Raw genomic sequence first — 21,779 nt, 5'->3', positions numbered from 1 at the left:
GCTATCCACGACGCGGCAGCTGGCCGAGACGCTGCAGCAGCGTGATGGCGAGCAGAACACAGAAGGACAGCAGGAGCATCAGCGTTCCGATGGCGGCCGCGCCCGCGAAATCGAATTGTTCGAGCTTGGTGACGATGAGCAGCGGCACGATCTCAGACACCAGCGGCCGGTTGCTGGAGATGAAGATCACGGAGCCATATTCGCCGAGGCCACGGGCGAACGCCATGGCGAAGCCCGCGCAGAGCGACGGCAGGATGGCCGGGAAAATCACCCGGCTGAAGGTTTGCAAGCGATCGGCGCCGAGCATCATCGCCGCTTCGTCCTGCTCGGCTTCCAGGTCCTGAAGCACGGGCTGCACGCTGCGTACCACAAAGGGCAGACCGACGAAGGTCAGCGCGACATAAATGCCCACCACCGTGAAGGCGACATGAATGCCGAGCGGTGCCAGCAGCCCGCCCAGCCAGCCATTCGGCGCATAGAGGGTGGAGAGCGCGATGCCGGCGACCGATGTCGGCAGGGCAAAGGGTAGATCGACCATGGCGTCGGCGATCCTGCGGCCGGGAAAGCGCGTGCGCACCAGCACCCAGGCAATGAGCAAGCCGAAGACCGCGCAAGTCAAAGCCGCCAGAAGGGCGCAGATCAGGCTCACGCGAAAGGCGCCAATGACGCGGGGCGAGGACGCGACACGCCATAATCCGCCCAGGCCGAGCGATGCCGCATCTCCGACCATGGCGGCGGTCGGCAGCAGCACCAGCAGACTGAGTGCGAAAAGGCTGATGCCGAGACTCAAGCGAAAGCCCGGCAGGATGCCGGGCTGGTGCTTGGCCGCCGGCAAATCGGCGGTGGGCGCGGGCGCGGTCGTCGTCGCTGTGCTCATCAACCGCCATAGACCTGATCGAAGACGCCACCATCCGAGAAGAAGCGCTTCTGCGCCGCCTGCCATCCACCAAAGGTTTCGATGGTGAACAGCGTCAGGGGGGAGAATTGGCCGGCGAAGCGCTTCGCGACGTCTGGGTCGCGTGGGCGGTAGAAATGCCGGGCGCCGATTTCCTGAGACGCGGGCGTGTAGAGGTTTTGGAGATAGGCTTCCGCGAGCTTGCGGGTTTTGCGGCTGTCCACGATCTGATCGACGACGGCAACCGGCGGCTCGGCCAGAATGCTGCTGCCTGGCGAGACGATCTCATAGTTCTTGCCGCCCTGGGCGATGGCGAGATGCGCCTCGTTTTCCCAGGACACCAGCACATCGCCGATCCCGCGCTTGGTGAAGCTCAGCGTGGCGCCGCGCGCGCCGGCATCAAGCACGGGCACATTCTTATAGAAGGCCTTCACATAATCCTGCGCCTTTGCGCTATTGCCGCCGCTGGCGGCCAGGGCCGCGCCATAGGCGGCCAGGAAGCTCCAGCGCGCGCCGCCCGAGGTCTTGGGATTGGCAGTGACGATCTGCACGTCGCCCCGAATGAGATCGGGCCAGTCCTTGATGTGTTTCGGGTTACCGGCCCGCACGAGGAACACGATCGTGCTGGTGAAGGGCGTGCTGTTGTCAGGCAGTCGCTTCGCCCAATCGGGCGAGAGCAGCCCGGCCTTTGCGATGGCGTCGATGTCATAGGCGAGGCCGAGCGTGACGACATCGGCCTGAAGGCCGCTGATCACGGCGCGCGCCTGAGCGCCCGAGCCGCCGTTCGAGACATTCACGGACACGTCGTCCCCGGTTTGCGTCTTCCGCATCCGGGCGAAGGCGGCGTCATATTCCGCGTAGAATTCGCGGGTCGGATCGTAGGAGACATTGAGCAGCGTCGAACGTGCGGCGGCCGAAGCGGGCTTTGCCAGCGCCGTGACAGCGGCGGCCGATGCCCCCAGCAACAAGGCGCGACGCCGATTGAGAGGCGCGTGATGAACCATGATCTTTCTCCTGCTCGACCCGAGGCACGGCATCTGGATGGGAACACCGGCTCTTAATCAAGTGCCGCGACGAGACGGCGAATCCGCGACGCCTGGTGTGGACGATGGAGGAAGGCCGCGATGAGGGAGGATTTCTTTCACAAACCCTTAAAGAAACGGAATTTCCCCTAAATACGACAATTCGTGAAAGGAAATTCTTATTTTTCCTGATATATTGCGTTGTAGAGAAAAATCATCTTTCTACTGTATCTCGTTCATGATCTCAGAGTGCAGCTTCGATGGCGTTCGCCGCTCATTTCCACCCCGCTTCCGCGTCTGACGATGGTCCCGATGCTGCCGCTGCCTTATGTGCGCGCATCGCTGATCACGCGGACGCTTCGGCCGTGCTGCGCCTGTCCATAGGCGAATTCGGGTCTGGCCTCGCCATGGTATCGTCCTTCGGAACGGAATCGGCTGTGCTGCTTGCCATGGCCGCCGAGATCGACCGTGCCGTTCCCGTGATCTTTCTGGAGACGGGCAAACTCTTCCCCGAGACGATCGCCTATCAGGAGATGCTGGTCGATCGTCTGGGCTTGAGCGATGTCCGCCTCGTGCGGCCGGCGCCGGCCGCACTCGCCATGCAGGATCCGGACGGCCAACTCTGGCGGCAGGCTGCCGACCGGTGCTGCACGCTGCGCAAGACCCTGCCCCTACAGTCTGGGCTGACGGGATTTTCCGCTTGGGTGACCGGGCGAAAGCGCTTTCAGGCGACCAGCCGGCGTGCGGTTGAGATTTTCGAGGCGGAAGCCTCGGGCAGGATTAAAATCAATCCGCTGGCGCATTGGACGTCGGCGCAGATCGATGCCGCTTTCAAAGAGCGGGATCTGCCGCGTCATCCGCTGGAGGCTTACGGTTTTGCGTCGATCGGCTGCACGACCTGCACGCGGCCTGTGGCGCCCGGCCAGGATCGCCGCGCGGGGCGATGGTTCGGGCAGGCGAAGACCGAATGTGGCATCCACCTCAGCTTGCCCAGCGCCGCCTGATTGGCTCTGCCGTCCGGACACAAAAAAAAGGCCGGTCAAGTGACCGGCCTTTTTCTTATTCGGATCGAAAAGCTTACGCGACGTAAGCCGGGCGCTGCTGCGGGGCAACCTGCTCGTTACGGGCGAGGTAAGCCGGGCGCTGCTCGGGTGAAACCTGCTCGTTACGGGCGAGGTAAGCCGGGCGCTGCTCGGGGGAAACCTGCTCGTTACGGGCGAGGTAAGCCGGGCGCTGCTCGGGTGAAACCTGCTCGTTACGGGCGAGGTAGGCCGGGCACTGCTGCGGGGCAACCTGCTCGTTGCGGGCGAGGTAGGCCGGGCGCTGCTGGGGGGCAACCTGCTCGTTGCGGGCGAGGTAGGCCGGGCGCTGCTGCGGGGCAACCTGCTCGTTACGGGCGAGGTAACCGGGGCGCTGCTGGGGCGCAACCTGCTCATTACGAGCAAGGTTTGCGTTGCCATGCTGGATCGGGGTGCTGGCGAAAGCGCCGCCGCTCATGCCCAGGGTCACTGCCGCCACGGCCGCCATCAGAATATTCTTCATGTCACATCTCCTTACTCTGTGGCCGAACATCTGGTGATGTTCAGCGCGGGATGGCGCTCCGAGGAGCATGTCCGTCCTGTTGATGGTGTATTTAGAGGATGCCGTAGCGCGGCAGAACGCATGACCGCGTCATAAAATTCATGCGCTGAAGTATGAAACACGCGATCGTGATCGCTTATTTCATCAGTAACTGAATAGATCGGCCATGTCCTGCGTAACGTCTAATGGGCTGTCGCGTAAGGGTGACGCCGTCGCACCGCCGGTCTATCCAGGACTATGATCTGGACCGATGAAGCGGCCCGCGCCGCACTCCGCACCATCTTCGATGCAGCCGTGGCGGCAGCCGATCCCAGGCTCACGCTCGCGGCTCATTTGCCTGAAAAGCCACGCGGCCGATGCATCGTGGTCGGTGCCGGAAAGGCCTCCGCCCTGATGGCCGCGGCCCTCGAAACTGCCTGGCCGGATGTGCCGCTGTCTGGCCTTGTCGTCACGCGCTATGGCCATGCGGTGCCGACGGCACGGATCACCATCATGCAATCCGCCCATCCTGTGCCGGATGCCAATAGCGAAATCGCGGCGCGGCGGATCCTCGCGGCGGTCGCGGGGCTGACGGCGGATGACCTCGTCATCGCCCTGATCTCCGGTGGTGGATCTGCCTTGATGGCCCTGCCGGCCGAGGGTTTGACCCTCGGCGACAAGCAGGCCGTGAACCGCGCCCTGCTCGCCAGTGGGGCCGCCATCGGGGAGATGAACGCGGTGCGCAAGCATCTCTCGGCCATCAAGGGCGGTCGCCTCGCCGCCGCTGCCTGGCCGGCCCGCGTCGTCACCCTCGCAATCAGCGACGTGCCGGGCGACGACCTCGGCACCATCGCGAGCGGCCCCACGGTCCCGGACGCGACCACACAGGCGGAGGTGGCGGCGATCATTGCGCGCACCGGCATCACCATCTCACCGGCCGTCGCGGCGGTACTCGCGCGCGGGGAGGAGACGCCGAAGCCCGGCGCCTTTCCGGTCGATGCGCGGCTCATTGCGACCCCGATGATGGCGCTGCGCGCGGCGGCGGCCCAGGCCACCGCCATCGGCTTGCGTCCGATCATCCTGGGCGATGCGCTGGAAGGCGAAAGCCGCGCCTTGGCTGTTGCCATGGCCGGCATCGCGCGTGGCGTTCAGGCGCATGGCGAACCGGCGGCGGGTCCCGCCGTCTTGCTGTCGGGTGGGGAAACTACGGTCACGATCGGCAGCGGGCCGGCCGGTCGCGGTGGGCGCAACACCGAATTCCTGCTCGGTCTGGCCGTGGCGCTGACCGGCACGTCCGGCATCTGGGCGCTGGCGGGCGACACGGATGGGATCGACGGTACCGAGGATGCGGCCGGCGCCATCGTCACGCCTGATACGCTTGCACGGGCGCGGGCTCTGGGGTCCGACCCGCGCGAAGTGCTGGCGGGCCATGACAGCTACAGCCTGTTCGCGGCCCTCGGCGATCTTGTGGTGACGGGACCGACGCTGACCAACGTCAATGATATACGGGCCGTGCTGATCGCCTGATCAAGGCGGTGGTGCGGCCGGGCATCTGCGGTTAGGTCTGCGTCATCGATAGAAGGACATACCCCATGCGAGCTTCCGGCCGCGCCGCCGACGCCCTGCGACCCGTCTCCATCACCACCGGCTTCGCGCGCCATGCCGAAGGCTCCGCCCTGATCCGGGTCGGCCATACAGAAGTGCTGTGCGTCGCGAGCGTCGAAGGGCGCGTGCCGCCCTTCATGCGCGGCAAAGGCGAGGGGTGGGTGACGGCGGAATACGGCATGCTGCCGCGCGCCACCCATCATCGCGGTGAGCGGGAAGCCGCGCGCGGCAAGCAATCGGGCCGGACGCAGGAAATCCAGCGCCTTATCGGCCGGTCGCTGCGCGCCGTAGTGGATCGCCGCGCCATGGGCGAAATGACCATTACCCTCGATTGCGACGTGCTCAACGCCGATGGCGGCACGCGCTGTGCGGCCATCACCGGCGCCTATGTCGCGCTCACCCTCGCCTTCCGGCACTTGGTGCGCATGAACGTCATCAAGGTGGTGCCGCTGATCGGGCAGGTGGCCGCAGTCTCCTGCGGGATCGTGAGCGGGGAAGCGCTGCTCGACCTCGACTATGCTGAGGATTCGGACGCCGACGCGGATAGCAATTTCGTGCTGACGGCGGCCGGTGGAATCGTCGAAATCCAGGCGACGGCCGAGAAAGCGCCCTTCACCGACATGGATTGCCTGTCGCTGATGAGCCTCGCTCGGGCGGGCACGCGGGACTTGTTCGCGGCACAGACCGCCGCGATCGACGCCGCCGGCCTGAAGGCCGCTGCCTGATGGCCCGCCCGCTCGATCCCGGCGCGCGGCTCGTGCTCGCGAGCCATAACCCCGGCAAGCTCATCGAAATCCGCAAGCTGCTCGCGCCTTGGGACATTCATGTCGTCTCGGCGGGGGAACTCGGCCTGCCCGAGCCCGAGGAGACGGAGCCGACTTTCGCCGGCAATGCCTGGCTGAAGGCGAAGGCGGCGGCGGAGGCGAGCCAGTTGCCGTCACTGTCCGACGACAGCGGCTTTTGCGTCGCGGCGCTGGACGGCGCGCCCGGCATCTATTCGGCGCGTTGGGCCGGCCCGAACAAGGATTTCCGCGCGGCGATGGAGCGCGTTCATGCCGAGATGGGCGACGCCGAAGACCTCGGCGCCTGGTTTATCTCCGTGCTGTGCCTCGCCTGGCCGGACGGGCATTTCGAGAGCTTCGAGGGTCGAGTCGATGGCAGCACGGTCTGGCCGCTGCGCGGCACCTGCGGCTTCGGCTATGACCCGATGTTCCGGCCGCAGGGCGAGGAGGAAACCTACGGCGAGATGGACCAGGCGCGGAAGACCGCGACTAGCCATCGCGCCCGGGCTTTCGCGGCCCTGGTGCGCGGCTGCCTGGGCGCGCCTCCGCGCCAGGACGCTACTTCCGGGACGTGACGTCCCGTCCGCTTTCGTCGCCCAGGGCATCGACGACGTAAAGCTCCGACACCAGCACCAGGCCGGCGACGGCGATGGGGGTGGCCAGCACCACGCCCATCGGCCCGAACAAGGCGCCGACGAAAGTCATGGACAGGATCAGCAGTGCCGGCGGCAACCGCACCATGCGGTCCTGCACCAGCGGCGACACGATATAGCCCTCGACCAGATGGCAGATGGCGAAGACGACGGCGGTGAGGAGCAGCATATGCGTGCCCTGCCCGGCGGCGATGGCCAGGGCCGGGATCGCCGCCAGGATGGCGCCGAAATACGGTACGAATGTCAGCAGGCCCGCGAGCACACCCAAGGCCAAAGCCATCGGCAGGCCGATGATCAGCATGCCGGCGACCGACAGGGCGCCGACGACCGCCATGTCGATGAGCTGGCCGAGGAACCACCAGCGCAGCACATGCGCGACCTTGCCCATCACCTCCCGCACCCGGGCGCGGCGCGGCTTGGGCATCAGCGTCACGATGCCCTTCACATAGAGGTCCGGGTTGGAGGCGAAATAGAGCATCGTCACCACCAGCACGAAGAAGGCGGCGATGGCGCCCACGGTGGAGCCGGCGACCTTGATCAGTGGCGCCGCCAGGCTTTGCGCATCGGACCCGCCCGAGGAAACCTTCTGCATGACCTGCTTGCCGATGCCGCTCTGGCCGTATCGCGCCTTGAGGTCGTTGAATTCCTGCGTCAGGCTTTTCACCAGATCATGGCCCTGCTGAACGAGCTGAGGGCCCACCCACATGCAGAAACCGACGATCGCCAGCACGACCAGAATGACGATCAGCGCCAAGGCCCAATGGATCGACAGAGGCGAATGCTTGGCGACACGCTCGGCCGCGCCGCGCAGCGAAACCGCCAGCAGGATCGCGAGCAAGACCAGCAGAAGTTCGTTATAGAACAGGTAGATTACGAAGCCGGCGGCCGTGATTCCCGCGATCCAGCCGATCGCGTCCCGGATCGACCAACTCGGCGCCGCCACCTTTTCCGCTACAGTTCCCAACATAACGCCGTCTCCAGTCATGATCCCAACGACTTAAGATGGCCCTGAACCGCTATCTGTCAGTGTGGCGCGCAGCGATTTCCGTTGACCGGGGCACACCCATCACCCAGAGGTCGGCATGCCGACCTTTCAAACCCCGTTCGAGACTGGATCGCCATGACGGAGACAGCGCCCGTTCAGGTCTTGCTGCGCCTCAAGTATCATCCGGCCTTCGCGGGTGGCGTGGAGATCGGCGGCCCCGGCTATAGCCTGCCGAGCCTAGAGGAGCCGTTTGTTTTTCCGGTCGTCGATGAGGTGTTGGAGGCGCTGCACGCGCGGGGCATCACCGTGGAGGGCGCACTCGGCTCCGGGTCGATCATCGTGATTGATGCGGCGAGCCCGATGTTCGATCTGCATTGCCGTTTCGATGGCCATGACGATTGCGCGGTCATCCTGGGTGACGGCAACGGCTTTTCCGGTGATCTGCGCTTCACCGGTCCGCGTGGCCTGTTCGTGACGGCGGGATTCGGCTGGATGGATGCGCCGTCCCGCATCGCGGTGACGATCGATGCCTCCTGCGCCGCGTTCTTCGGCTGGGGCGTGACATCCGTGGACAGCCATTGGCGGGTGGAGGGCGACCAAGTCACGCCGGGCGCGCTGATGATCGGTGACGACACCATGATCGACCGGGGGTTTTCGGCGCGCAATTACGAGTCCCACGCCATTTTCGAGACCGAAACCTTGTCGGTGATCAACGAGCCCGGCCATGTCATTGTCGGTCCGCATTGCTGGCTGGGGGAGAACGCCCGCATTACCCGCGCCGCACGCATCGGCGCCGGCCGCGTCATCGCCCCTGGGGCCATGGTGACCGGTGACATTCCCGCGCGCGTGGCTGCTGGCGGCGTGCCGGCCCAAGTGGTGCGGACCGGCGTGACCTGGGACCGCGCCCGCAAGCCGAGTGAGGCGCGGATGAAGGCGATCATCGCCGCGTTATGATGGAACCGCTCGCCCTTTATATCCACTGGCCGTTCTGCCTCGCGAAATGCCCTTACTGCGACTTCAACAGTCATGTGCGGGATGTGCTGCCACAGGCGCGCTTTCGCGACGCCTTGATCCGTGAATTGGAGTGGGAGGCGGCCCGGCTTGGCCCGCGGCCGCTGCGCTCGATCTTTTTCGGCGGCGGCACGCCGAGCCTGATGGAGCCGGAGACAGTGGCGACCTTGATCGCCCGTGCGCGGACGCTATTCGCGCCGACCGAGGATCTGGAAATCACCCTCGAAGCCAATCCGACGAGCATCGAAGCGGGTCGCTTCACCGGCTATCGCGATGCCGGCGTCAATCGCGTCTCCATCGGCGTGCAGAGCCTGGACGAGCGTGCGCTGCGCATGCTCGGGCGGCAGCATTCGGCGGAACAGGCGGTGGCGGCGCTGGAGATCGGGCGGCGGATCTTTCCGCGCCTGTCTTTCGATTTGATCTATGCCCTGCCCGGCCAGACCGAGGCGCTGTGGCGCGCGGAACTGGCGCGGGCGCTGTCACTCGCGGCCGATCACCTGTCGCTCTACCAACTCACCATCGAACCCGGCACTGGCTTCGAGGCGCTGCATCGCCGGGGGGAGATTGTGCTGCCGGACGAGGAGACGGCCGCGACCCTTTATGAGGTCACGGCGGAGGAGGCGGGGCGTTTCGGGCTGCTGCCCTATGAGGTGTCCAACTACGCGAAACCGGGCTCGGAAAGCCGGCACAATCTCGCCTATTGGCGCTATGGCGATTACGCCGGTATCGGCCCCGGCGCGCATGGCCGGTTGAGCCTGGCGCAGGGCCTTGTCGCCACGCGGCGCCATCGCGCCCCGGAAATCTGGGCGGATCGGGTCGAGGCGGTCGGCCATGGATCGGGCGAGGATGTGCCTGTCGATACGCGTGACCGCGCACGGGAAATGCTGCTGATGGGGCTGCGCCTGTCCGAGGGCGTTTCGGCGGCGCGCTTCGCGGCGCGGGTCGGCATGAGCCTGGATGCCGCGATCGATGCCGAGATTCTCGCGGCGTCGATCGAGGCGGGTTACCTCGTCCGTGAAGGCGATGTGTTGCGCGCGACGCGCGACGGGCGGTTGCGGCTCGATGCCTTGTTGGGGGCTTTGGTGAACTAGGGTTGGTGGAAAAGCGCAGCGTCTTCCGCGAGCTGGCTAAGTTCGCCGCGGAATCGCCTCCGCAAAGAAATCGGTGACTTGGCGGACGCGGGCCGGAACGAAACGGCGTTTCGGCCAGACGAGATTTATATCTCTGACATCGCTCATAAAGTCTTCGAGGATAGGAATGACGTCGGGACCGCGGAGTTCATCAGCAAGGGAGACCTTGGCGAACAGGCCAATTCCAACATCCGCCAGAACCGCAGCCCGGATCGTTTCGACACTGTTAGACAAGAGGTTCCCCCGTACCTGTACGCTGAAGCGACCGTCTCGCCCCACGAACGGCCAATTCGCCGCCTCTGTTAAGCCGCCATACAAAAGGCAATTGTGCTCCGCGAGTTCCCCAGGGGCCTTTGGGAGTCCGTGGCGCTCGAAATAACGGCGAGATCCGACGCAGACGAGCGGGGTGATCGCAACACGCCTGACAACCGCGTCGGGTTCAGTGACAGGCCCCACGCGGATCGCCAGGTCAATCCGATCCTCCACCATATCTCGGACGATGTCCGAGAGAACGAGATCCACCTGGAGGCCGGGATGACGCGACAATAGGGTGGGGATAAGCGGCAAAACATGAAGGCGCCCAAAAGTAGCCGCTGCGGCGATCCTGATTAAACCCGAAACAGTCAATGTGCTGCTGGTCAGTTCGCTATCAGCGTCTTGCATTTCGTCAATCAGTGGCTTTGTCCGATCATAGTATCTCCGCCCCTGATCCGTCAGAGTCACCCGGCGTGTGCTTCTGTTGAACAGCATCACGCCCAGGCGTTTTTCCAATGCGCCGATGGCTTTACTCATGGCGGATTGCGAGTCCCCGGTTGTGCGCGCCGCGGCAGAAAATCCGCCTGCTTCGACCACGGCTATGAAGGCGTTCAATTCGGTGAATCGATCCATCCTATTCTTCCCGAGACTTAATGTTAGGGCAGCTTAGGTCATTCTCATTAGTTCCGACATGGCCCACCTACAGATCGCAACGAAGTTGAAGGAAGGGTGTCATGAATATCGATCTTACTGGCCGCCAGGCGGTCGTTACGGGGTCCACGGCAGGTATCGGCCGAGCCATTGCAGAAGGGTTGGCGCGCGCCGGCGCTGCGGTCGTGATCAACGGCCGCCGCGAGGACAGGGTCGCCGCAACGCTTCTCGCGTTGCGCGCGCTTTTCCCAAAAGGTGAGTTCAGCGGCGTCACCGCCGATCTTGCGACGCCGGAAGGCGCGGCGGAGTTGTTCGCGCGGGCGCCGGATGCGGACATTCTCGTCAACAATGTCGGCACGGGGCGCGCGAAGCCCTTCTTCGAAATTGGCGACAGCGAGTGGATCGACCTCTTCGAGCTGAACGTCATGAGCGGCATCCGCGCTTCTCGCCACTATGTGCCGAACATGACCAAGCGCGGATGGGGGCGTGTCGTCTTCATCAGTAGCGAGTCCGCGCTCGCAATCCCCAAGGACATGATCGATTACGCCATGACCAAGACCGCTCAGCTCGCCATTGCGAGGGGCTTGGCCGAGGAGGTTGGCGGAACGGGCGTCACCGTCAATTCCGTCCTCCCAGGTCCGACCGATTCGGAGATCATGGGCGGTTGGATGAAGGCGGCTGCAGAGGCGCAAGGCATTACGCAAGAGGAAGCCGAGCAGCAGTTCATCAAAACGATGCGCCCGACATCGCTCCTTAATCGCTTCGCGACAACCGAAGAAGTCGCAAACATGGTCGTCTATGTCTGTTCGGAGCAGGCGTCCGGAACAACAGGCACGTCCTTGCGTGTCGACGGTGGTGTCGTTCGGACGATTGCATAGGCGCCCGCTTCCCACTCGTTCAACCTGACCCCTGGAAGGGCCAAATATCGGTTCGTCCGGGGGTAGACGACAAGAAAAGCGGACTAAGGCACCACTGCGAGAAACAAAAATACCGCGAAGACCGTGAGGTGGATCGCGCCTTGCAGGATCGATGTTCGCCCGGTCGCCAGCGTCAGCACGCTGAGCAGCAGGGTCAAGGCGAGCAGCACCATCTCCTTCGGGGCGATCCCCAAAGTCAGCGGCAGGCTGAAGATGAGCGCGACCGCGACCACGGCCGGGATAGTCAATCCGATGCTTGCGATGGCGGAGCCGAGGGCGAGGTTGAGGCTGGTTTGCAGCCGATTCAATCGGGCCGCGCGAAAGGCCGCCGTGCCTTCCGGCAGCAGCACCAGGGCCGCGATCACGACACCGACCAGCGTCTTTGGTGCGCCGGAGGAGTCGATGCCCGCTTCCACCGCCGGCGACAGCGCCTTTGCCAGACCGACGACGGCGACCAGCGACACCAGCAAAAGGCCGAAGGAGAGACGCATTTGGTTCACGGACGGCCGCGCACCCGGCGCCGCGCTGTCGCCGGTGGGGGTGAGAAAATACTCCCTGTGCCGCACGGTCTGCACGAAGACGAAGACGCAATAGAGCACGAGCGACACCACGCCGACGAAGGCGAGTTGCGCCGGCGTATAGGTCGGGCCGGGCGTGCTGCTCGTGTAATTGGGCAGGATCAAGGTCAGGACCGAGAGGGCGGCGAGCACGGCGAGAGCGCCGTTGGCACCCTGGACGCGAAACTCCTGCTCACGATGCCGGCTCGCGCCGGCGAGCAGGCACAGGCCCACAACGCCGGTGCAGACGATCATGACGGCGGAAAAGACCGTGTCGCGCGCAACCGCCGCCTTTTCAGGACCGGCCGACAGCATGACCGATATCACCAGCGCTACTTCGATCACCGTCACGGCGATGGCCAGCACGAGTGTGCCGAACGGCTCCCCCACGCGATGGGCGACAACCTCGGCATGATGAACCGCCGCGAAGACGACGCCGGCAAGAACCAGGGTGCAGCCGACCAGCATCGGCAGCCCGATCGGCACGAGTTTGGACGCGATCAGAAAAAGCCATGCCAGGATCGGCAGAATCCAGGCCCAGCGAGGAAGGCGTGTCACGAGAGGAATCCGATCCTTGGATAAGCGGTTACGGCGTCACGGCGATTGCCGGAGCAACCGGTTGCGGCGGCCCTGGCGAATTTCGCTGATCACCACCATCCCGCCGCTGAGCAGGATGAAGCCGGCGCCGAGAAAGATATCGGCATTGGGAATATCGCCGAAGATCAGATAGCCGAAAACGAAGCTCCACAGCAGGCCGCTGAATTCCATCGGCGCGATGACGCTCGCCTGGGCGAGTTTCACGCCTTCGATCAGCAGCAATTGGGCGATGGTGGACATGATGCCGAGGCTGAGCATCAGCAGCAAAGCGGGCAGGCTCGGTGTCTTCCAAAGGAAGGGTAGGCTTGCGCCGCAGGTGATCAGGAACAGCACGGCGATGACGAAGACCTGGTCGAAGCCACGCAGTTCGGAGGCGATTTGGCGCATCAGGATCATCGCATAGGCCCAGATGACGGCCGCTGCGCCGACGCAGAGCACGGGCAGGATGTGGCTCGCGCCATGTGGGCGTGCCGCGAGCAGGACACCGACGAAGCCGATGGCGAGCGCCACCCAACGGATGGCCGTCACTTTCTCGCCCAGCATGGGCCCGGCCATCACCGCGATGATGAGCGGGCTCGCGAAGTAGATCGTGATGAGCTGCGGCAGTTCGAGGTAGCGGGCCGAGGAGTAATACAGCAGCCAGGCGATGAGGGTCAGCACCGCGCGGGTCAACAGCTTGCCGCGCACGGGGGAGAACAGCCCCCGCGTCACGACGCCGCGTCCACCGAGCGTCAGGCACAGCACGACGACGGTCAGGCTGCGGATGAACAGGATCTCCGGCGCGTCGTATCGCGCGACCAGCACCTTCACCATGGCGTCATGCAGCGCGAAGAAGAAGTAGGAGAACAGGACGACGATCAGGCCTCGGGCAGAGGGCGAACCGGGAAGGGCGCGACCCACGAGGCGGATGAGGCCCGCAAATCCGTTTTCGGCTCGGACCATGCGCAGTAACGCCCCAGTTTAGCGTAAGAATGTAACGCAAGAGTTCGCGTGTGCCGATGCCAGCCAGACCGTTTTATTGTCATCGACTGACGATAGTTCGCGTCTTGCAAGACTGCACTTGATGAGCGGTCAATCGTCGAGAGAAACCATCATGGCAGATACCCTGCCGCCACCCAATGCCGGTTTCGTCGGCCAATTGATGCTGGAACTTCCGCCCGATAGCTGGTTGCCGCCCGGGTATGTGCTCGCGCCCCCGGCGCGAGCCGGTGGCGACTTGCCGACGGCCATCCGTGTTCGCGATCCTTCAGGCCGGCAACGCCTGGCCTATCCCGATCCTTCGTTTCGAGCGCCACCGCCACGGCGTGACTCGATCCTGGACACGATCCGCGAGCAACTCGGGCCGATCCCCACAAGTGGATTCTGGTCGCCAGCGCAGCGCGATTGGCTCGGGATGAACCGCCCGGATTTGGTCGGCGACGCCGACAGACTGGTGTATGGCGCGGTGGACGGCGCTGCGTGGTTGTTCGATCTTGCGAGCTACGGGATCTCGGCCAGCATTGTTGGCGGTACGCAGGGGCTGCGACATGCTGGTGTGCTGGATGAGACGGAAGCCGGCCAGCTCCAGCGCGACCTCAATCTCATGGCACTGGTGGCGGGGGCCGAGGAGGGCCTGAACCCCGCCCGGATGGCGACGACGGAGGCGGCCGGTTCGCGGGTGCTGGCCCGCGCGGAGGCTGCCCAGGGGAGACTTGCCGTCCTTGCCCGCGCCGGGATGGCGGCCGGAACCGTCAGGCTGAAGCAGGTCGCTGAAAGCGGCTATCCGTTCGGCCGGCTGTTCGGCGCGCTTGAGCAGATCTGGGCTGAACCTGCCACCCTGGTGCCGCCTGCCGTTCTGCGCGCGCCCCGCCCGGACTTCAGGGCGCGGTGGGCTGCGGGCAATGCCTTCGACAAAGACCAGATCGGAATTTACGACTTCGACCAAATCTACGTCGTCAGCCCGACCAGCGCATCCGGGCGTGTCAGGCTTGACTCCTATCTGGAGATTGCGACTGAGCTGCGTGCGGCCGGGCCCGTTTCGCGTAAACTCACCCAGATCGCGGATGTGACCCCGGCGACGGTCATCAGATACCTCAATGAAGCCCATGAGAAATACCGTCCCGGCCGCATTTTTGCAGATGTGCCTTCGACTCCTCTCGAGTTGCGCAATACACCCATCAAGGGCCGATTGTTTCTGGAGATTCCGGTGCAGAGATTGCCCGTACCGCAGGAGATTATTAACAAGGCGAAGTCGTTGAACATCACCTTCCGCGACATCAACGGCAAAGAATATTGAGCCGTGGCAACATACGATCCAGATCTCACCGACCGTCTTTCCCTCGCGCTGGCCGAGGCCGGGGTTCTGTCGCAGTTCCGCGCAGTCTGTCTTCGGTATGGTCCGAAGACGCCATACGGAGCGGGCAGGCTCAAAGCGAAGACGCTCGCCAGCGCCTTGGTGGCGGCAGGAGCCAGTGCAAAAGCGATTCCGAAGTTCCAGGTTGTACAGTTTGGGCATCAGACGATAGGCGACTGGACCTGGTTCGGCGTCGTGCATATCCAGACCGGCCAGGTCTTGGAGGTGATGTTTGAGGGCGCGGACGGCATCCGCAGTGCCGGCAGCACCTTGCACTCTTTGTGCAATAAGGCCGCCCGACAGCGCCCTGGCATCGTGGAGTCCGGATCGCCATATCCCCGTCCATATTATGACGATGAACCGGGCCGCTTGGAGGCCATCGCCGCCGATCTCGTGGCACTGATAGACGCGATTCAGGTCGTCATCCGCGACACACCCGGTCTCCTTGATTGAAGCCTCATACGCGCCCGGAATGTCGTTCTGCCATGTAGCGACCGGGCGAGGTGCCAAGCACCTTACGAAACATCGTCACGAAACTGGGCACGCTCTCATAGCCGAGGTCGGCAGCAACCTGCTGGATCGTGGCACCGCCCGCCAGCCACTTCACGGCAAGCATGACACCCAGTTGTTGCCGCCAGCGGCCGAAGCTCATGCCGGTTTCCTGGTCGATCAGGCGCCCAAAGGTCCGCGCACTCATGCGGGCCCGTTTCGCCCAGCTTTCCAAGGTACCGCGATCTGCGGGTGAGGCCATCATCTCGTCAAGGACTCTGCGAAGGCGGGTATCCGTTGGCATCGGCAGATGGAGGTCCTCGACTTGAGCCATCGCAAGTTCGTCCAGCAGCACCGCCACCAGCCGCGTATTCACGCCGCCTTCATCGTAAAAATAGGGCAGGTGCGCGGCGCGTGTGAGGAGTTCACGCAGCAGTGGCGTCACGGATACGGCGCAGCAGATCGCGGGCAGGTGCGCGCCGACATCGGACCCGTCGGAAGCGCTGCTCAGGATCGGCACGATCTGCCGTCACTAACAGAGAGACTCGTGGCGAGATCGAATAACATTCTGTCCAAATTCCGAAATGACGCCACCGCGTCATGCAGGTATCCCATTGCGACGCACCCGTCGACGCCGCCCTGGCGTCGATGATCGCAAAGGGCACAGCATGACGACATTGAGCAGCGAGCGGGTCAGCCAGCTTCTGGACAAGCTTCATCACGAAGCCGACGCGTCCGATCGCGCGCACCACGAAGCGATGATCGAGGCCATGGCGACCTCTGGCAGGTCGATCGAACAGGTCGTGACGGATATGCTCGCCGAAGAACGCGCAGACTATCGCGGCACCTACCGCCGCTATGCCGACAACTTCCTCGCCGTTTCGCCAGCCTTTGGCCGCTTGCTCTACGCCATGGCGCGCGCTTGCCAAGCGACCCGCATCGTGGAGTTCGGCACGTCGATGGGGGTGTCGACGATCTATCTCGCCGCGGCATTGCGCGACAATGGCGGCGGGCATCTCATCGGCTCCGAGTTCGAGCCGTCGAAGGTGACACGGGCCCTCGCGAACCTCGCCGCGGCGGGCCTCGACGATCTGGTTGACATCCGCGAGGGGGATGCGCGGGAAACACTCAGGGATGTCGGCGGCAACGTCGATCTGCTGCTGATCGACGGCGCCTTCTCGCTATACCTGCCCGTGCTCAAGCTGATCGAACCCCGGTTCACGCCCGGCGCAGTGATCTTTGGCGAGAATGCCTTCGACCCTGACTATCTGGCCTATATCCGCAATCCTACGAATGGCTACCTATCCCAAAGTCTGCTCGAGGAAGGCCGCGGCAACGAATTCACTGTGAAGGTTGCGTGAGGCCAAGCTGCAGCGAGGCGCCGGGGAATTCAAACCGAGACGTAACCATCAGACGCATCGATTGACCCTGAAGCCCGTCGGCCCGTAGTTTGCCTCTGGAGTATCCATGGACAAAAACGGCCGTACCCTTCTTCCTTTCCCGCCGGCGACGCTGCCGCCGGGTTTGGACATCCGGTCCGCCGCCGTGCTTCGCGAAATCGTCGAGCAATATGTCGAGACCGGCGGCCCCGTCGGTAGCCGCACGCTGTCCCGCCGCCTGCCGCTCACCTTGTCGCCCGCCACCATCCGCAATGTTATGGCCGACCTCACCGAGGCCGGACTGCTCTATGCGCCGCATACCTCGGCCGGCCGCCTGCCGACCGATCGCGGCCTGCGGCTGTTCGTGGACGGCCTGCTCCAGTTCGGCGAATTGGGAGAGGATGAGCGCGAAGCGATCGACGTCGCGCTGCTCGCTCATGGCCGCAGCCTTCAGGACACCTTGGCCGAGGCCTCGACCCTGCTTTCGGGCCTGTCCGCCGCCGCCGGCCTCGTGCTGGCGCCGAAGGCTGAGGGCGCCATTAAGCATATCGAATTCGTGCCCCTCACCTCCGGCCGGGCGCTGGTCGTGCTGGTGTCGTCCGAGGGGCAGGTCGAGAATCGGGTCATCGACATTCCTATCGGCGTGCCGCCCTCGGCCTTGCAGGAGGCGAGCAACTTCCTCAATGCCCGGCTCCAAGGCCGGACGCTGGCCGAATTTCGCCTCCAGATGGGCGATGAAATCGCGCGCGACCGCGATACGCTTGATGAACTGGCCGCCAGCATCATCGAAGCGGGCCTCGCGACCTGGGGCGGCGAGGGCCGTGGCGGCAATCTGATCGTGCGTGGCCAAGGCCGGCTGCTCGCCGATGTCACCCAGATCGACAAGCTCGCCTCGATCCAGACGCTGTTCGAGCGGCTGGAAGCGCAGGAAACGATGCTGCGCCTGCTGGAGCTGGCCGAAACCTCGGATGGTGTGCGCATCTTCATCGGCGCGGAAAGCGGGTTGTTCGGCACCGCCGGCGTGTCGATGATCGTGGCGCCGGCCCGCAATGCCAAGAACCGCATCGTGGGCGCCATCGGCGTCATCGGGCCCACGCGCATCAATTACGGGCGGGTCATTCCCGTTGTGGACTACACCGCCCGCGTCGTGGGTCGCCTTTTGAGTTAGGCGTGTGACGCTACCGCAGCGCAACATTTCATGTTACGGTCACCGAGGATCAAAACTCGACCTCAAGCTCGGTGATCTCTTGCGGCTCTTCCCTCGCACTCGCGACCCACTCCGCCATATCGGGCCATGCCATGATCCGCTGGCAGTAGTCGGCTGCGCGCCCGCTGACCGCGACATCATAGGTTAGGAAGCGGGTGACGACCGGGGCATACATGGCGTCCGCGACCGAGAGCCTTTCCCCAAAGAGGAAGGGCCCGTTCCAGGTCGCCAGGCAGTCCTCCCAAATCTCCAGGATACGGTCGATATCGGCGCGCGCCGCCGACCAGATGGCGAAGCCGGGGCGGTGGGCATGCAGGTTCATCGGTAGGGACGACCGCAGCGCCGCGAAGCCCGAGTGCATCTCGCCGCTGATGGACCGGCATCGCGCCCGCGCATGCCGATCCGTCGGCAGCATGCCGGCCTCGGGCCGTAGCTCATTGAGGTATTCCGCTATGGCAAGGGTATCCCATATGGAGATCCCGTCATGGATGAGGCTCGGCACCAAGGTCGATGATGACCGTAGAAGCAGTTCGGCCCGTGCGGCCGGATCGTCCGGGGACAGGGATTCCGCCTTGAAGGGCAAGCCCGACAAGCGCGTGATCAACCATCCCCTGAGACACCAGGAGGAATAATTCTTGCTGCTGATGAGAAGTGTGGCCTCGGCCATGAACGGCGCCCTGTCCCCGAAAACGGATGGAGCGTCAGCCTATCAGATCGGACCGCATGAGAAGAACGGGGAATCGGTCGCCTATCAAATGGCGCGGCCGATTGCCGGGCTTCCGGGTTCGGACATGCTGGCTGCGGCCGGAACGCCGATGATGTATCAACTGTATCAGGCGCAGCAGACGATGTTGGCGCCGTATCGGCGCATGGCGCGCTTTGCCGATACGCTGCTCCAACAGATGCCGCTCGCCTCGCCCTATAGCCTGTTCCTGCGGGAAGCGGCGGCGGGCATGGAAATGGCCTGGCGCACCCAGGTGTCGCATACCCGGCCGCCCTTCGGCCTCAAGCCCGTGATGATCGGCAACCAGGCTGTGGCGATTACTGAGGAGGTGGCGTTTGAGACGCCCTTCTGTTCCCTGCTGCATTTCCGCAAGGAGGGCGCCATTCGTCAGCCGAAGCTGCTGGTGGTGGCGCCGATGTCAGGGCATTTCGCGACCCTGCTGCGCAGCACCGTGCAGACGCTGCTGACCGACCATGACGTCTACATCACGGATTGGAAGAACGCGCGGGACGTGCCCCTCAGCGCGGGTGTTTTCGGCTTCGAGGATTACACCGATCACGTGATCCGCAATCTGGAGGCGATCGGCCCGGGCGGCCATGTGCTGGCCGTGTGCCAGCCCGCGGTGCCGGTGCTGGCGGCCGTGTCAGTGATGGCGCGGGAAGGGAATATCGCGACGCCCCGCAGCATGACGCTGATGGCGGGACCGATCGACACCCGCGTCTCCGAAACAAAGGTGAACGTGCTCGCCCAGGAAAAGCCGATCACCTGGTTCGAGGAGAACCTCATCGGCGTGGTGCCCTGGCAATTCGGGGGCGCCAACCGCCGCGTCTATCCGGGCTTCATGCAACTCAGCGCCTTCGTGGCGATGAACTTCGATCGCCACATGCGCGCCCAGCTGTCGCAGTGCAGCAACATCATTGGCGGTGACGTGGCAAAGGCCGATCTGCATCGGCGGTTCTATGACGAGTATCTGTCGGTCATGGATCTGCCGGCGGAATTCTTCCTTGAAACCGTGCAGCGCATTTTTCAGGATCACGACCTGCCGATGGGTCGCTTGACCCATCGCGGTGAGCGCGTCGATCCGGGGACGATCAACCGCACCATGGTGCTGACGGTGGAGGGCGAGCGTGACGATATCTGCGGCATCGGCCAGACCATGTCGGCGCTCGATCTCTGCACCGGTCTGCCGACGACGATGAAGCGGCACCATTTGCAGACCGGCGTCGGGCATTACGGCGTGTTCAGCGGCAGTCATTGGGTGCGCGAAATTTATCCGCAGGTGCGCGCCGTTATCGAAATGAGCAATTAGGGCGGCGACCGATCGCCGGCGGCCGTGGCGAAGCTGAAATGCTTGTGGCCCAGGTAGCTCGTGAAGACCGGCGCGATCACGCCCACCACATGCGCCACGAATTCGGGGTGCAGGTGAAAGCCGACCGCCGGAAAGACCCAGCGCACCAGCGCTTCCGCGATCAGCCACACCTGGAGGGCCGCGACCACATTGACCAATGCGAAACGGCTGTATTCGCGAGTCCAATGTGCGCCCGAGGGTTCGAAGACCAACAACCGTGACAGCAGCCAGGCCACCGTCATGCCACAGAGATAGGCGGCGAGGATCGCCCAGCCGAAGGACATCACGGTGCTGAAGCCGACGCGGCTGCTGATATTGACGATGGCGGCGACGCCGCCCACGACCAGGAAGCGGCCAAAGCGATGGGACCATAACCGCCTGTGAAGCGGCGTGGCCGTCTGGTTAGACAACACGCGCCGCCATTTCCTTGGCCACGCGTACGCTTTCCGAAATCCCTCGGTCCTCGGGATAATAGGTCGAGGTATCGGCCACCTGAAGCCCCCGGATCGCCGTCTCGACCGCCGGCAAGGTGAAGCCGGGCGGGCAGACGGGCTGGGCGTGGCGCAAGCGCGCGACCGATGAGGCAATGCGGTCGGCATCGGTGATCGCCGGGTTGATCAGCTTGAGATAGCCGAAGGATTCCGCGATCAGCGCCTCATCGCTCCAATCCCATTTCGGGTTGGTGATCGGCATATAATAGGGCGCATAGACGACGTGATCCTGTCCAAGCGGCCGGAGGTTGGAAAACTCGACCAGGCCCGGCACGACAATGCGGGGATCGTTGGTATTGACCCAAAAATCCCGGCCGACGGCGCGGCGCAGCTTATGGACGACGCAGGCGACGCCGATATTGCGCAGGGCCGCATACTGCGCCTTCACGTCCTCAGGCAGGTCCGGCACCAAGCGGGGCAGCAGGATCAAGGGCGCCGTGCTGATGACGGCCTTGAAGGGATGCAGCGCCCCCGCGACCATCAGGCCAGTGACGGCGCCGTTTGCGGTCGCGACCTGCTGCACGGGTGTCGAGAGGTGAATGCGCCCACCCATCGCCTTGATCCGCTCAACCAAGCAATGAATGAGCGTCTCGGATCCGCCCTCGATATAGCCCAGTTCTTCCTGGAAGATCGACGATCGGGACGTGCCGACCCGCTTGATCCGTGTCCACAGCCAGGCGGCCGAGACGTCATGAGATTCCTCGAAGAATTTGAGGGTGAACAGCTTTTCCCACAGCACTGTCCAGACGCGCTCGCCGCCCCAGGCGCGCACCCAGTCATCGGCATGCAGGCGATCCAGCTTGGACCAATCCCGCCGCTTGGTGCTGGTGAACATATGCAGGCCGTAGCGAATCTTGGACAGCAGATCGAGATGCGGAAACCGCAGCAGGGAAATCGGGTCGCCCCAGGGATGAAGGCTCCCCTCAAAGAAATAGCCCATCGATGTCGGGCGCCAGCGCAGCGCGTCGGCGATGCCCAGCTCGGCCATCAGGTCGAAGGTCGGCTGATCAGCCTTGCAGATGAAATGGTAAAACCGCTCGATGCTCAGGCCGTCGAGGTCGAAATGTGCCGCCATGCCACCCGCGCGGTCATCAGCCTCGAAAACCTCGACGCGATGCCCGGCGCGAAGAAGGTGATAGGCGGCGGCCAGGCCCATGGCGCCGGCGCCGATGACCGCGACATCGCTCAT

At 64.2% G+C, this 21,779-nt stretch carries 23 protein-coding genes; 12 read left to right on the top strand and 11 right to left on the bottom strand.

Annotated features, from left to right (window positions below; translation table 11 throughout):
* Position 1 precedes the first annotated feature (1 nt).
* Both cysT and QP803_RS17920 read right to left on the bottom strand, forming a co-directional pair.
* Positions 2 to 877 carry a sulfate ABC transporter permease subunit CysT gene (cysT, locus tag QP803_RS17925; protein ID WP_284944843.1) on the bottom strand — a complete coding sequence of 292 codons (876 nt, stop codon included), beginning with the start codon at positions 875 to 877 and terminating at the stop codon, positions 2 to 4.
* Positions 877 to 1,899 carry a sulfate ABC transporter substrate-binding protein gene (locus QP803_RS17920; protein WP_284944842.1) on the bottom strand — a complete coding sequence of 341 codons (1,023 nt, stop codon included), beginning with the start codon at positions 1,897 to 1,899 and terminating at the stop codon, positions 877 to 879. The genes cysT and QP803_RS17920 overlap by 1 nt, the downstream gene beginning before the upstream one ends.
* A 278-nt stretch (positions 1,900 to 2,177) precedes the next feature.
* Here QP803_RS17920 and QP803_RS17915 point away from each other — a divergent pair, with 278 nt between their 5' ends.
* Complete coding sequence (locus tag QP803_RS17915) at positions 2,178 to 2,921, top strand: phosphoadenylyl-sulfate reductase (RefSeq protein WP_284944840.1); 744 nt, start codon at positions 2,178 to 2,180, stop codon at positions 2,919 to 2,921.
* 73 nt (positions 2,922 to 2,994) lie between these two features.
* Here the strand turns inward: QP803_RS17915 and QP803_RS17910 are convergent, their stop codons facing one another.
* Complete coding sequence (locus tag QP803_RS17910; protein WP_284944839.1) at positions 2,995 to 3,459, bottom strand: hypothetical protein; 465 nt, start codon at positions 3,457 to 3,459, stop codon at positions 2,995 to 2,997.
* A 276-nt stretch (positions 3,460 to 3,735) separates the two neighbouring features.
* Between QP803_RS17910 and QP803_RS17905 the strand changes: the two genes are divergently transcribed.
* The 3 genes from QP803_RS17905 (at position 3,736) to rdgB (ending at position 6,439) form a co-directional block, all read left to right on the top strand.
* On the top strand, positions 3,736 to 5,004 hold the full coding sequence (locus tag QP803_RS17905; protein WP_284944837.1) for a glycerate kinase type-2 family protein: 1,269 nt from the start codon (positions 3,736 to 3,738) through the stop codon (positions 5,002 to 5,004).
* 65 nt (positions 5,005 to 5,069) lie between these two features.
* Positions 5,070 to 5,807 carry a ribonuclease PH gene (rph, locus tag QP803_RS17900; RefSeq protein WP_284944836.1) on the top strand — a complete coding sequence of 246 codons (738 nt, stop codon included), beginning with the start codon at positions 5,070 to 5,072 and terminating at the stop codon, positions 5,805 to 5,807.
* Complete coding sequence (gene rdgB, locus QP803_RS17895) at positions 5,807 to 6,439, top strand: RdgB/HAM1 family non-canonical purine NTP pyrophosphatase (protein WP_434082865.1); 633 nt, start codon at positions 5,807 to 5,809, stop codon at positions 6,437 to 6,439. The genes rph and rdgB overlap by 1 nt, the downstream gene beginning before the upstream one ends.
* On the opposite strand, the gene QP803_RS17890 is transcribed toward rdgB, so the two are convergent.
* Positions 6,423 to 7,484 carry an AI-2E family transporter gene (locus QP803_RS17890; RefSeq protein WP_284944835.1) on the bottom strand — a complete coding sequence of 354 codons (1,062 nt, stop codon included), beginning with the start codon at positions 7,482 to 7,484 and terminating at the stop codon, positions 6,423 to 6,425. The genes rdgB and QP803_RS17890 overlap by 17 nt on opposite strands.
* A 153-nt stretch (positions 7,485 to 7,637) precedes the next feature.
* On the opposite strand from QP803_RS17890, the gene QP803_RS17885 reads away from it, so the two are divergent.
* Together QP803_RS17885 and hemW are read left to right on the top strand one after the other, a co-directional pair.
* Complete coding sequence (locus QP803_RS17885; protein ID WP_284944834.1) at positions 7,638 to 8,456, top strand: acyltransferase; 819 nt, start codon at positions 7,638 to 7,640, stop codon at positions 8,454 to 8,456.
* Entirely contained in the window at positions 8,453 to 9,604 is a 1,152-nt protein-coding gene (hemW, locus tag QP803_RS17880) for a radical SAM family heme chaperone HemW (RefSeq protein ID WP_284944833.1), read from the top strand. The genes QP803_RS17885 and hemW overlap by 4 nt, the downstream gene beginning before the upstream one ends.
* Positions 9,605 to 9,640: 36 nt before the next feature.
* Here the strand turns inward: hemW and QP803_RS17875 are convergent, their stop codons facing one another.
* Positions 9,641 to 10,531, bottom strand: coding sequence for a LysR family transcriptional regulator (locus tag QP803_RS17875; protein ID WP_284944832.1), 891 nt, complete (start codon positions 10,529 to 10,531; stop codon positions 9,641 to 9,643).
* 101 nt (positions 10,532 to 10,632) lie between these two features.
* Between QP803_RS17875 and QP803_RS17870 the strand changes: the two genes are divergently transcribed.
* On the top strand, positions 10,633 to 11,427 hold the full coding sequence (locus QP803_RS17870; RefSeq protein WP_284944831.1) for an SDR family NAD(P)-dependent oxidoreductase: 795 nt from the start codon (positions 10,633 to 10,635) through the stop codon (positions 11,425 to 11,427).
* Positions 11,428 to 11,510: 83 nt separating this feature from the next.
* Here the strand turns inward: QP803_RS17870 and QP803_RS17865 are convergent, their stop codons facing one another.
* Both QP803_RS17865 and QP803_RS17860 read right to left on the bottom strand, forming a co-directional pair.
* Positions 11,511 to 12,581 (bottom strand): calcium:cation antiporter, encoded by a 1,071-nt coding sequence (locus tag QP803_RS17865; protein WP_284944829.1) that lies wholly within the window; start codon positions 12,579 to 12,581, stop codon positions 11,511 to 11,513.
* 36 nt (positions 12,582 to 12,617) lie between these two features.
* The gene (locus QP803_RS17860) at positions 12,618 to 13,562 is read right to left on the bottom strand and encodes a DMT family transporter (protein ID WP_284944828.1); all 945 of its coding nucleotides are present in this window, start codon (positions 13,560 to 13,562) and stop codon (positions 12,618 to 12,620) included.
* Between the two features lie 151 nt (positions 13,563 to 13,713).
* Here QP803_RS17860 and QP803_RS17855 point away from each other — a divergent pair, with 151 nt between their 5' ends.
* On the top strand, positions 13,714 to 14,895 hold the full coding sequence (locus tag QP803_RS17855; RefSeq protein WP_284944827.1) for a hypothetical protein: 1,182 nt from the start codon (positions 13,714 to 13,716) through the stop codon (positions 14,893 to 14,895).
* A gap of 3 nt (positions 14,896 to 14,898) precedes the next feature.
* Positions 14,899 to 15,405: a hypothetical protein gene (locus QP803_RS17850; protein ID WP_284944826.1), complete on the top strand. Its 507-nt coding sequence runs from the start codon at positions 14,899 to 14,901 to the stop codon at positions 15,403 to 15,405.
* Between the two features lie 4 nt (positions 15,406 to 15,409).
* Here the strand turns inward: QP803_RS17850 and QP803_RS17845 are convergent, their stop codons facing one another.
* A complete protein-coding gene (locus QP803_RS17845; RefSeq protein WP_284944825.1) occupies positions 15,410 to 15,961 on the bottom strand; it encodes a helix-turn-helix domain-containing protein in 552 nt (183 codons plus the stop codon).
* 148 nt (positions 15,962 to 16,109) lie between these two features.
* On the opposite strand from QP803_RS17845, the gene QP803_RS17840 reads away from it, so the two are divergent.
* Both QP803_RS17840 and hrcA read left to right on the top strand, forming a co-directional pair.
* Positions 16,110 to 16,802, top strand: a complete 693-nt coding sequence (locus QP803_RS17840; RefSeq protein ID WP_284947950.1) for an O-methyltransferase — start codon at positions 16,110 to 16,112, stop codon at positions 16,800 to 16,802.
* A gap of 106 nt (positions 16,803 to 16,908) precedes the next feature.
* Complete coding sequence (gene hrcA / locus QP803_RS17835) at positions 16,909 to 17,988, top strand: heat-inducible transcriptional repressor HrcA (RefSeq protein WP_284944824.1); 1,080 nt, start codon at positions 16,909 to 16,911, stop codon at positions 17,986 to 17,988.
* Between the two features lie 49 nt (positions 17,989 to 18,037).
* On the opposite strand, the gene QP803_RS17830 is transcribed toward hrcA, so the two are convergent.
* Entirely contained in the window at positions 18,038 to 18,694 is a 657-nt protein-coding gene (locus QP803_RS17830) for a glutathione S-transferase (protein ID WP_284944823.1), read from the bottom strand.
* Between QP803_RS17830 and QP803_RS17825 the strand changes: the two genes are divergently transcribed.
* Entirely contained in the window at positions 18,672 to 20,060 is a 1,389-nt protein-coding gene (locus QP803_RS17825; protein WP_350356102.1) for a polyhydroxyalkanoate depolymerase, read from the top strand. The genes QP803_RS17830 and QP803_RS17825 overlap by 23 nt on opposite strands.
* Here the strand turns inward: QP803_RS17825 and QP803_RS17820 are convergent.
* Positions 20,057 to 20,512 (bottom strand): GtrA family protein, encoded by a 456-nt coding sequence (locus QP803_RS17820; protein ID WP_284944822.1) that lies wholly within the window; start codon positions 20,510 to 20,512, stop codon positions 20,057 to 20,059. The two genes, QP803_RS17825 and QP803_RS17820, sit on opposite strands and share 4 nt — an antisense overlap.
* Positions 20,502 to 21,779 (bottom strand): NAD(P)/FAD-dependent oxidoreductase, encoded by a 1,278-nt coding sequence (locus QP803_RS17815; protein ID WP_284944820.1) that lies wholly within the window; start codon positions 21,777 to 21,779, stop codon positions 20,502 to 20,504. Before QP803_RS17815 ends, QP803_RS17820 begins: the two co-directional genes overlap by 11 nt.

The organism is Acidisoma sp. PAMC 29798, assembly GCF_030252425.1.
In the GTDB taxonomy this organism is placed as follows: domain Bacteria; phylum Pseudomonadota; class Alphaproteobacteria; order Acetobacterales; family Acetobacteraceae; genus Acidisoma; species Acidisoma cladoniae.
This window is presented reverse-complemented; position numbering and strand designations above follow the sequence as displayed.

Coding starts and splice junctions, on each gene's coding strand:
- QP803_RS17815 (WP_284944820.1), bottom strand. CDS start 21,779: ATGAGCGATGTCGCGGTCATCGGCGCCGGCGCCATGGGCCTGGCCGCC.
- rdgB (WP_434082865.1), top strand. CDS start 5,807: ATGGCCCGCCCGCTCGATCCCGGCGCGCGGCTCGTGCTCGCGAGCCAT.
- hrcA (WP_284944824.1), top strand. CDS start 16,909: ATGGACAAAAACGGCCGTACCCTTCTTCCTTTCCCGCCGGCGACGCTG.
- QP803_RS17890 (WP_284944835.1), bottom strand. CDS start 7,484: ATGTTGGGAACTGTAGCGGAAAAGGTGGCGGCGCCGAGTTGGTCGATC.
- QP803_RS17870 (WP_284944831.1), top strand. CDS start 10,633: ATGAATATCGATCTTACTGGCCGCCAGGCGGTCGTTACGGGGTCCACG.
- QP803_RS17855 (WP_284944827.1), top strand. CDS start 13,714: ATGGCAGATACCCTGCCGCCACCCAATGCCGGTTTCGTCGGCCAATTG.
- QP803_RS17825 (WP_350356102.1), top strand. CDS start 18,672: ATGAGAAGTGTGGCCTCGGCCATGAACGGCGCCCTGTCCCCGAAAACG.
- QP803_RS17920 (WP_284944842.1), bottom strand. CDS start 1,899: ATGGTTCATCACGCGCCTCTCAATCGGCGTCGCGCCTTGTTGCTGGGG.
- rph (WP_284944836.1), top strand. CDS start 5,070: ATGCGAGCTTCCGGCCGCGCCGCCGACGCCCTGCGACCCGTCTCCATC.
- QP803_RS17830 (WP_284944823.1), bottom strand. CDS start 18,694: ATGGCCGAGGCCACACTTCTCATCAGCAGCAAGAATTATTCCTCCTGG.
- QP803_RS17910 (WP_284944839.1), bottom strand. CDS start 3,459: ATGAAGAATATTCTGATGGCGGCCGTGGCGGCAGTGACCCTGGGCATG.
- QP803_RS17840 (WP_284947950.1), top strand. CDS start 16,110: ATGACGACATTGAGCAGCGAGCGGGTCAGCCAGCTTCTGGACAAGCTT.
- QP803_RS17885 (WP_284944834.1), top strand. CDS start 7,638: ATGACGGAGACAGCGCCCGTTCAGGTCTTGCTGCGCCTCAAGTATCAT.
- cysT (WP_284944843.1), bottom strand. CDS start 877: ATGAGCACAGCGACGACGACCGCGCCCGCGCCCACCGCCGATTTGCCG.
- QP803_RS17915 (WP_284944840.1), top strand. CDS start 2,178: ATGGCGTTCGCCGCTCATTTCCACCCCGCTTCCGCGTCTGACGATGGT.
- hemW (WP_284944833.1), top strand. CDS start 8,453: ATGATGGAACCGCTCGCCCTTTATATCCACTGGCCGTTCTGCCTCGCG.
- QP803_RS17875 (WP_284944832.1), bottom strand. CDS start 10,531: ATGGATCGATTCACCGAATTGAACGCCTTCATAGCCGTGGTCGAAGCA.
- QP803_RS17860 (WP_284944828.1), bottom strand. CDS start 13,562: ATGGTCCGAGCCGAAAACGGATTTGCGGGCCTCATCCGCCTCGTGGGT.
- QP803_RS17905 (WP_284944837.1), top strand. CDS start 3,736: ATGATCTGGACCGATGAAGCGGCCCGCGCCGCACTCCGCACCATCTTC.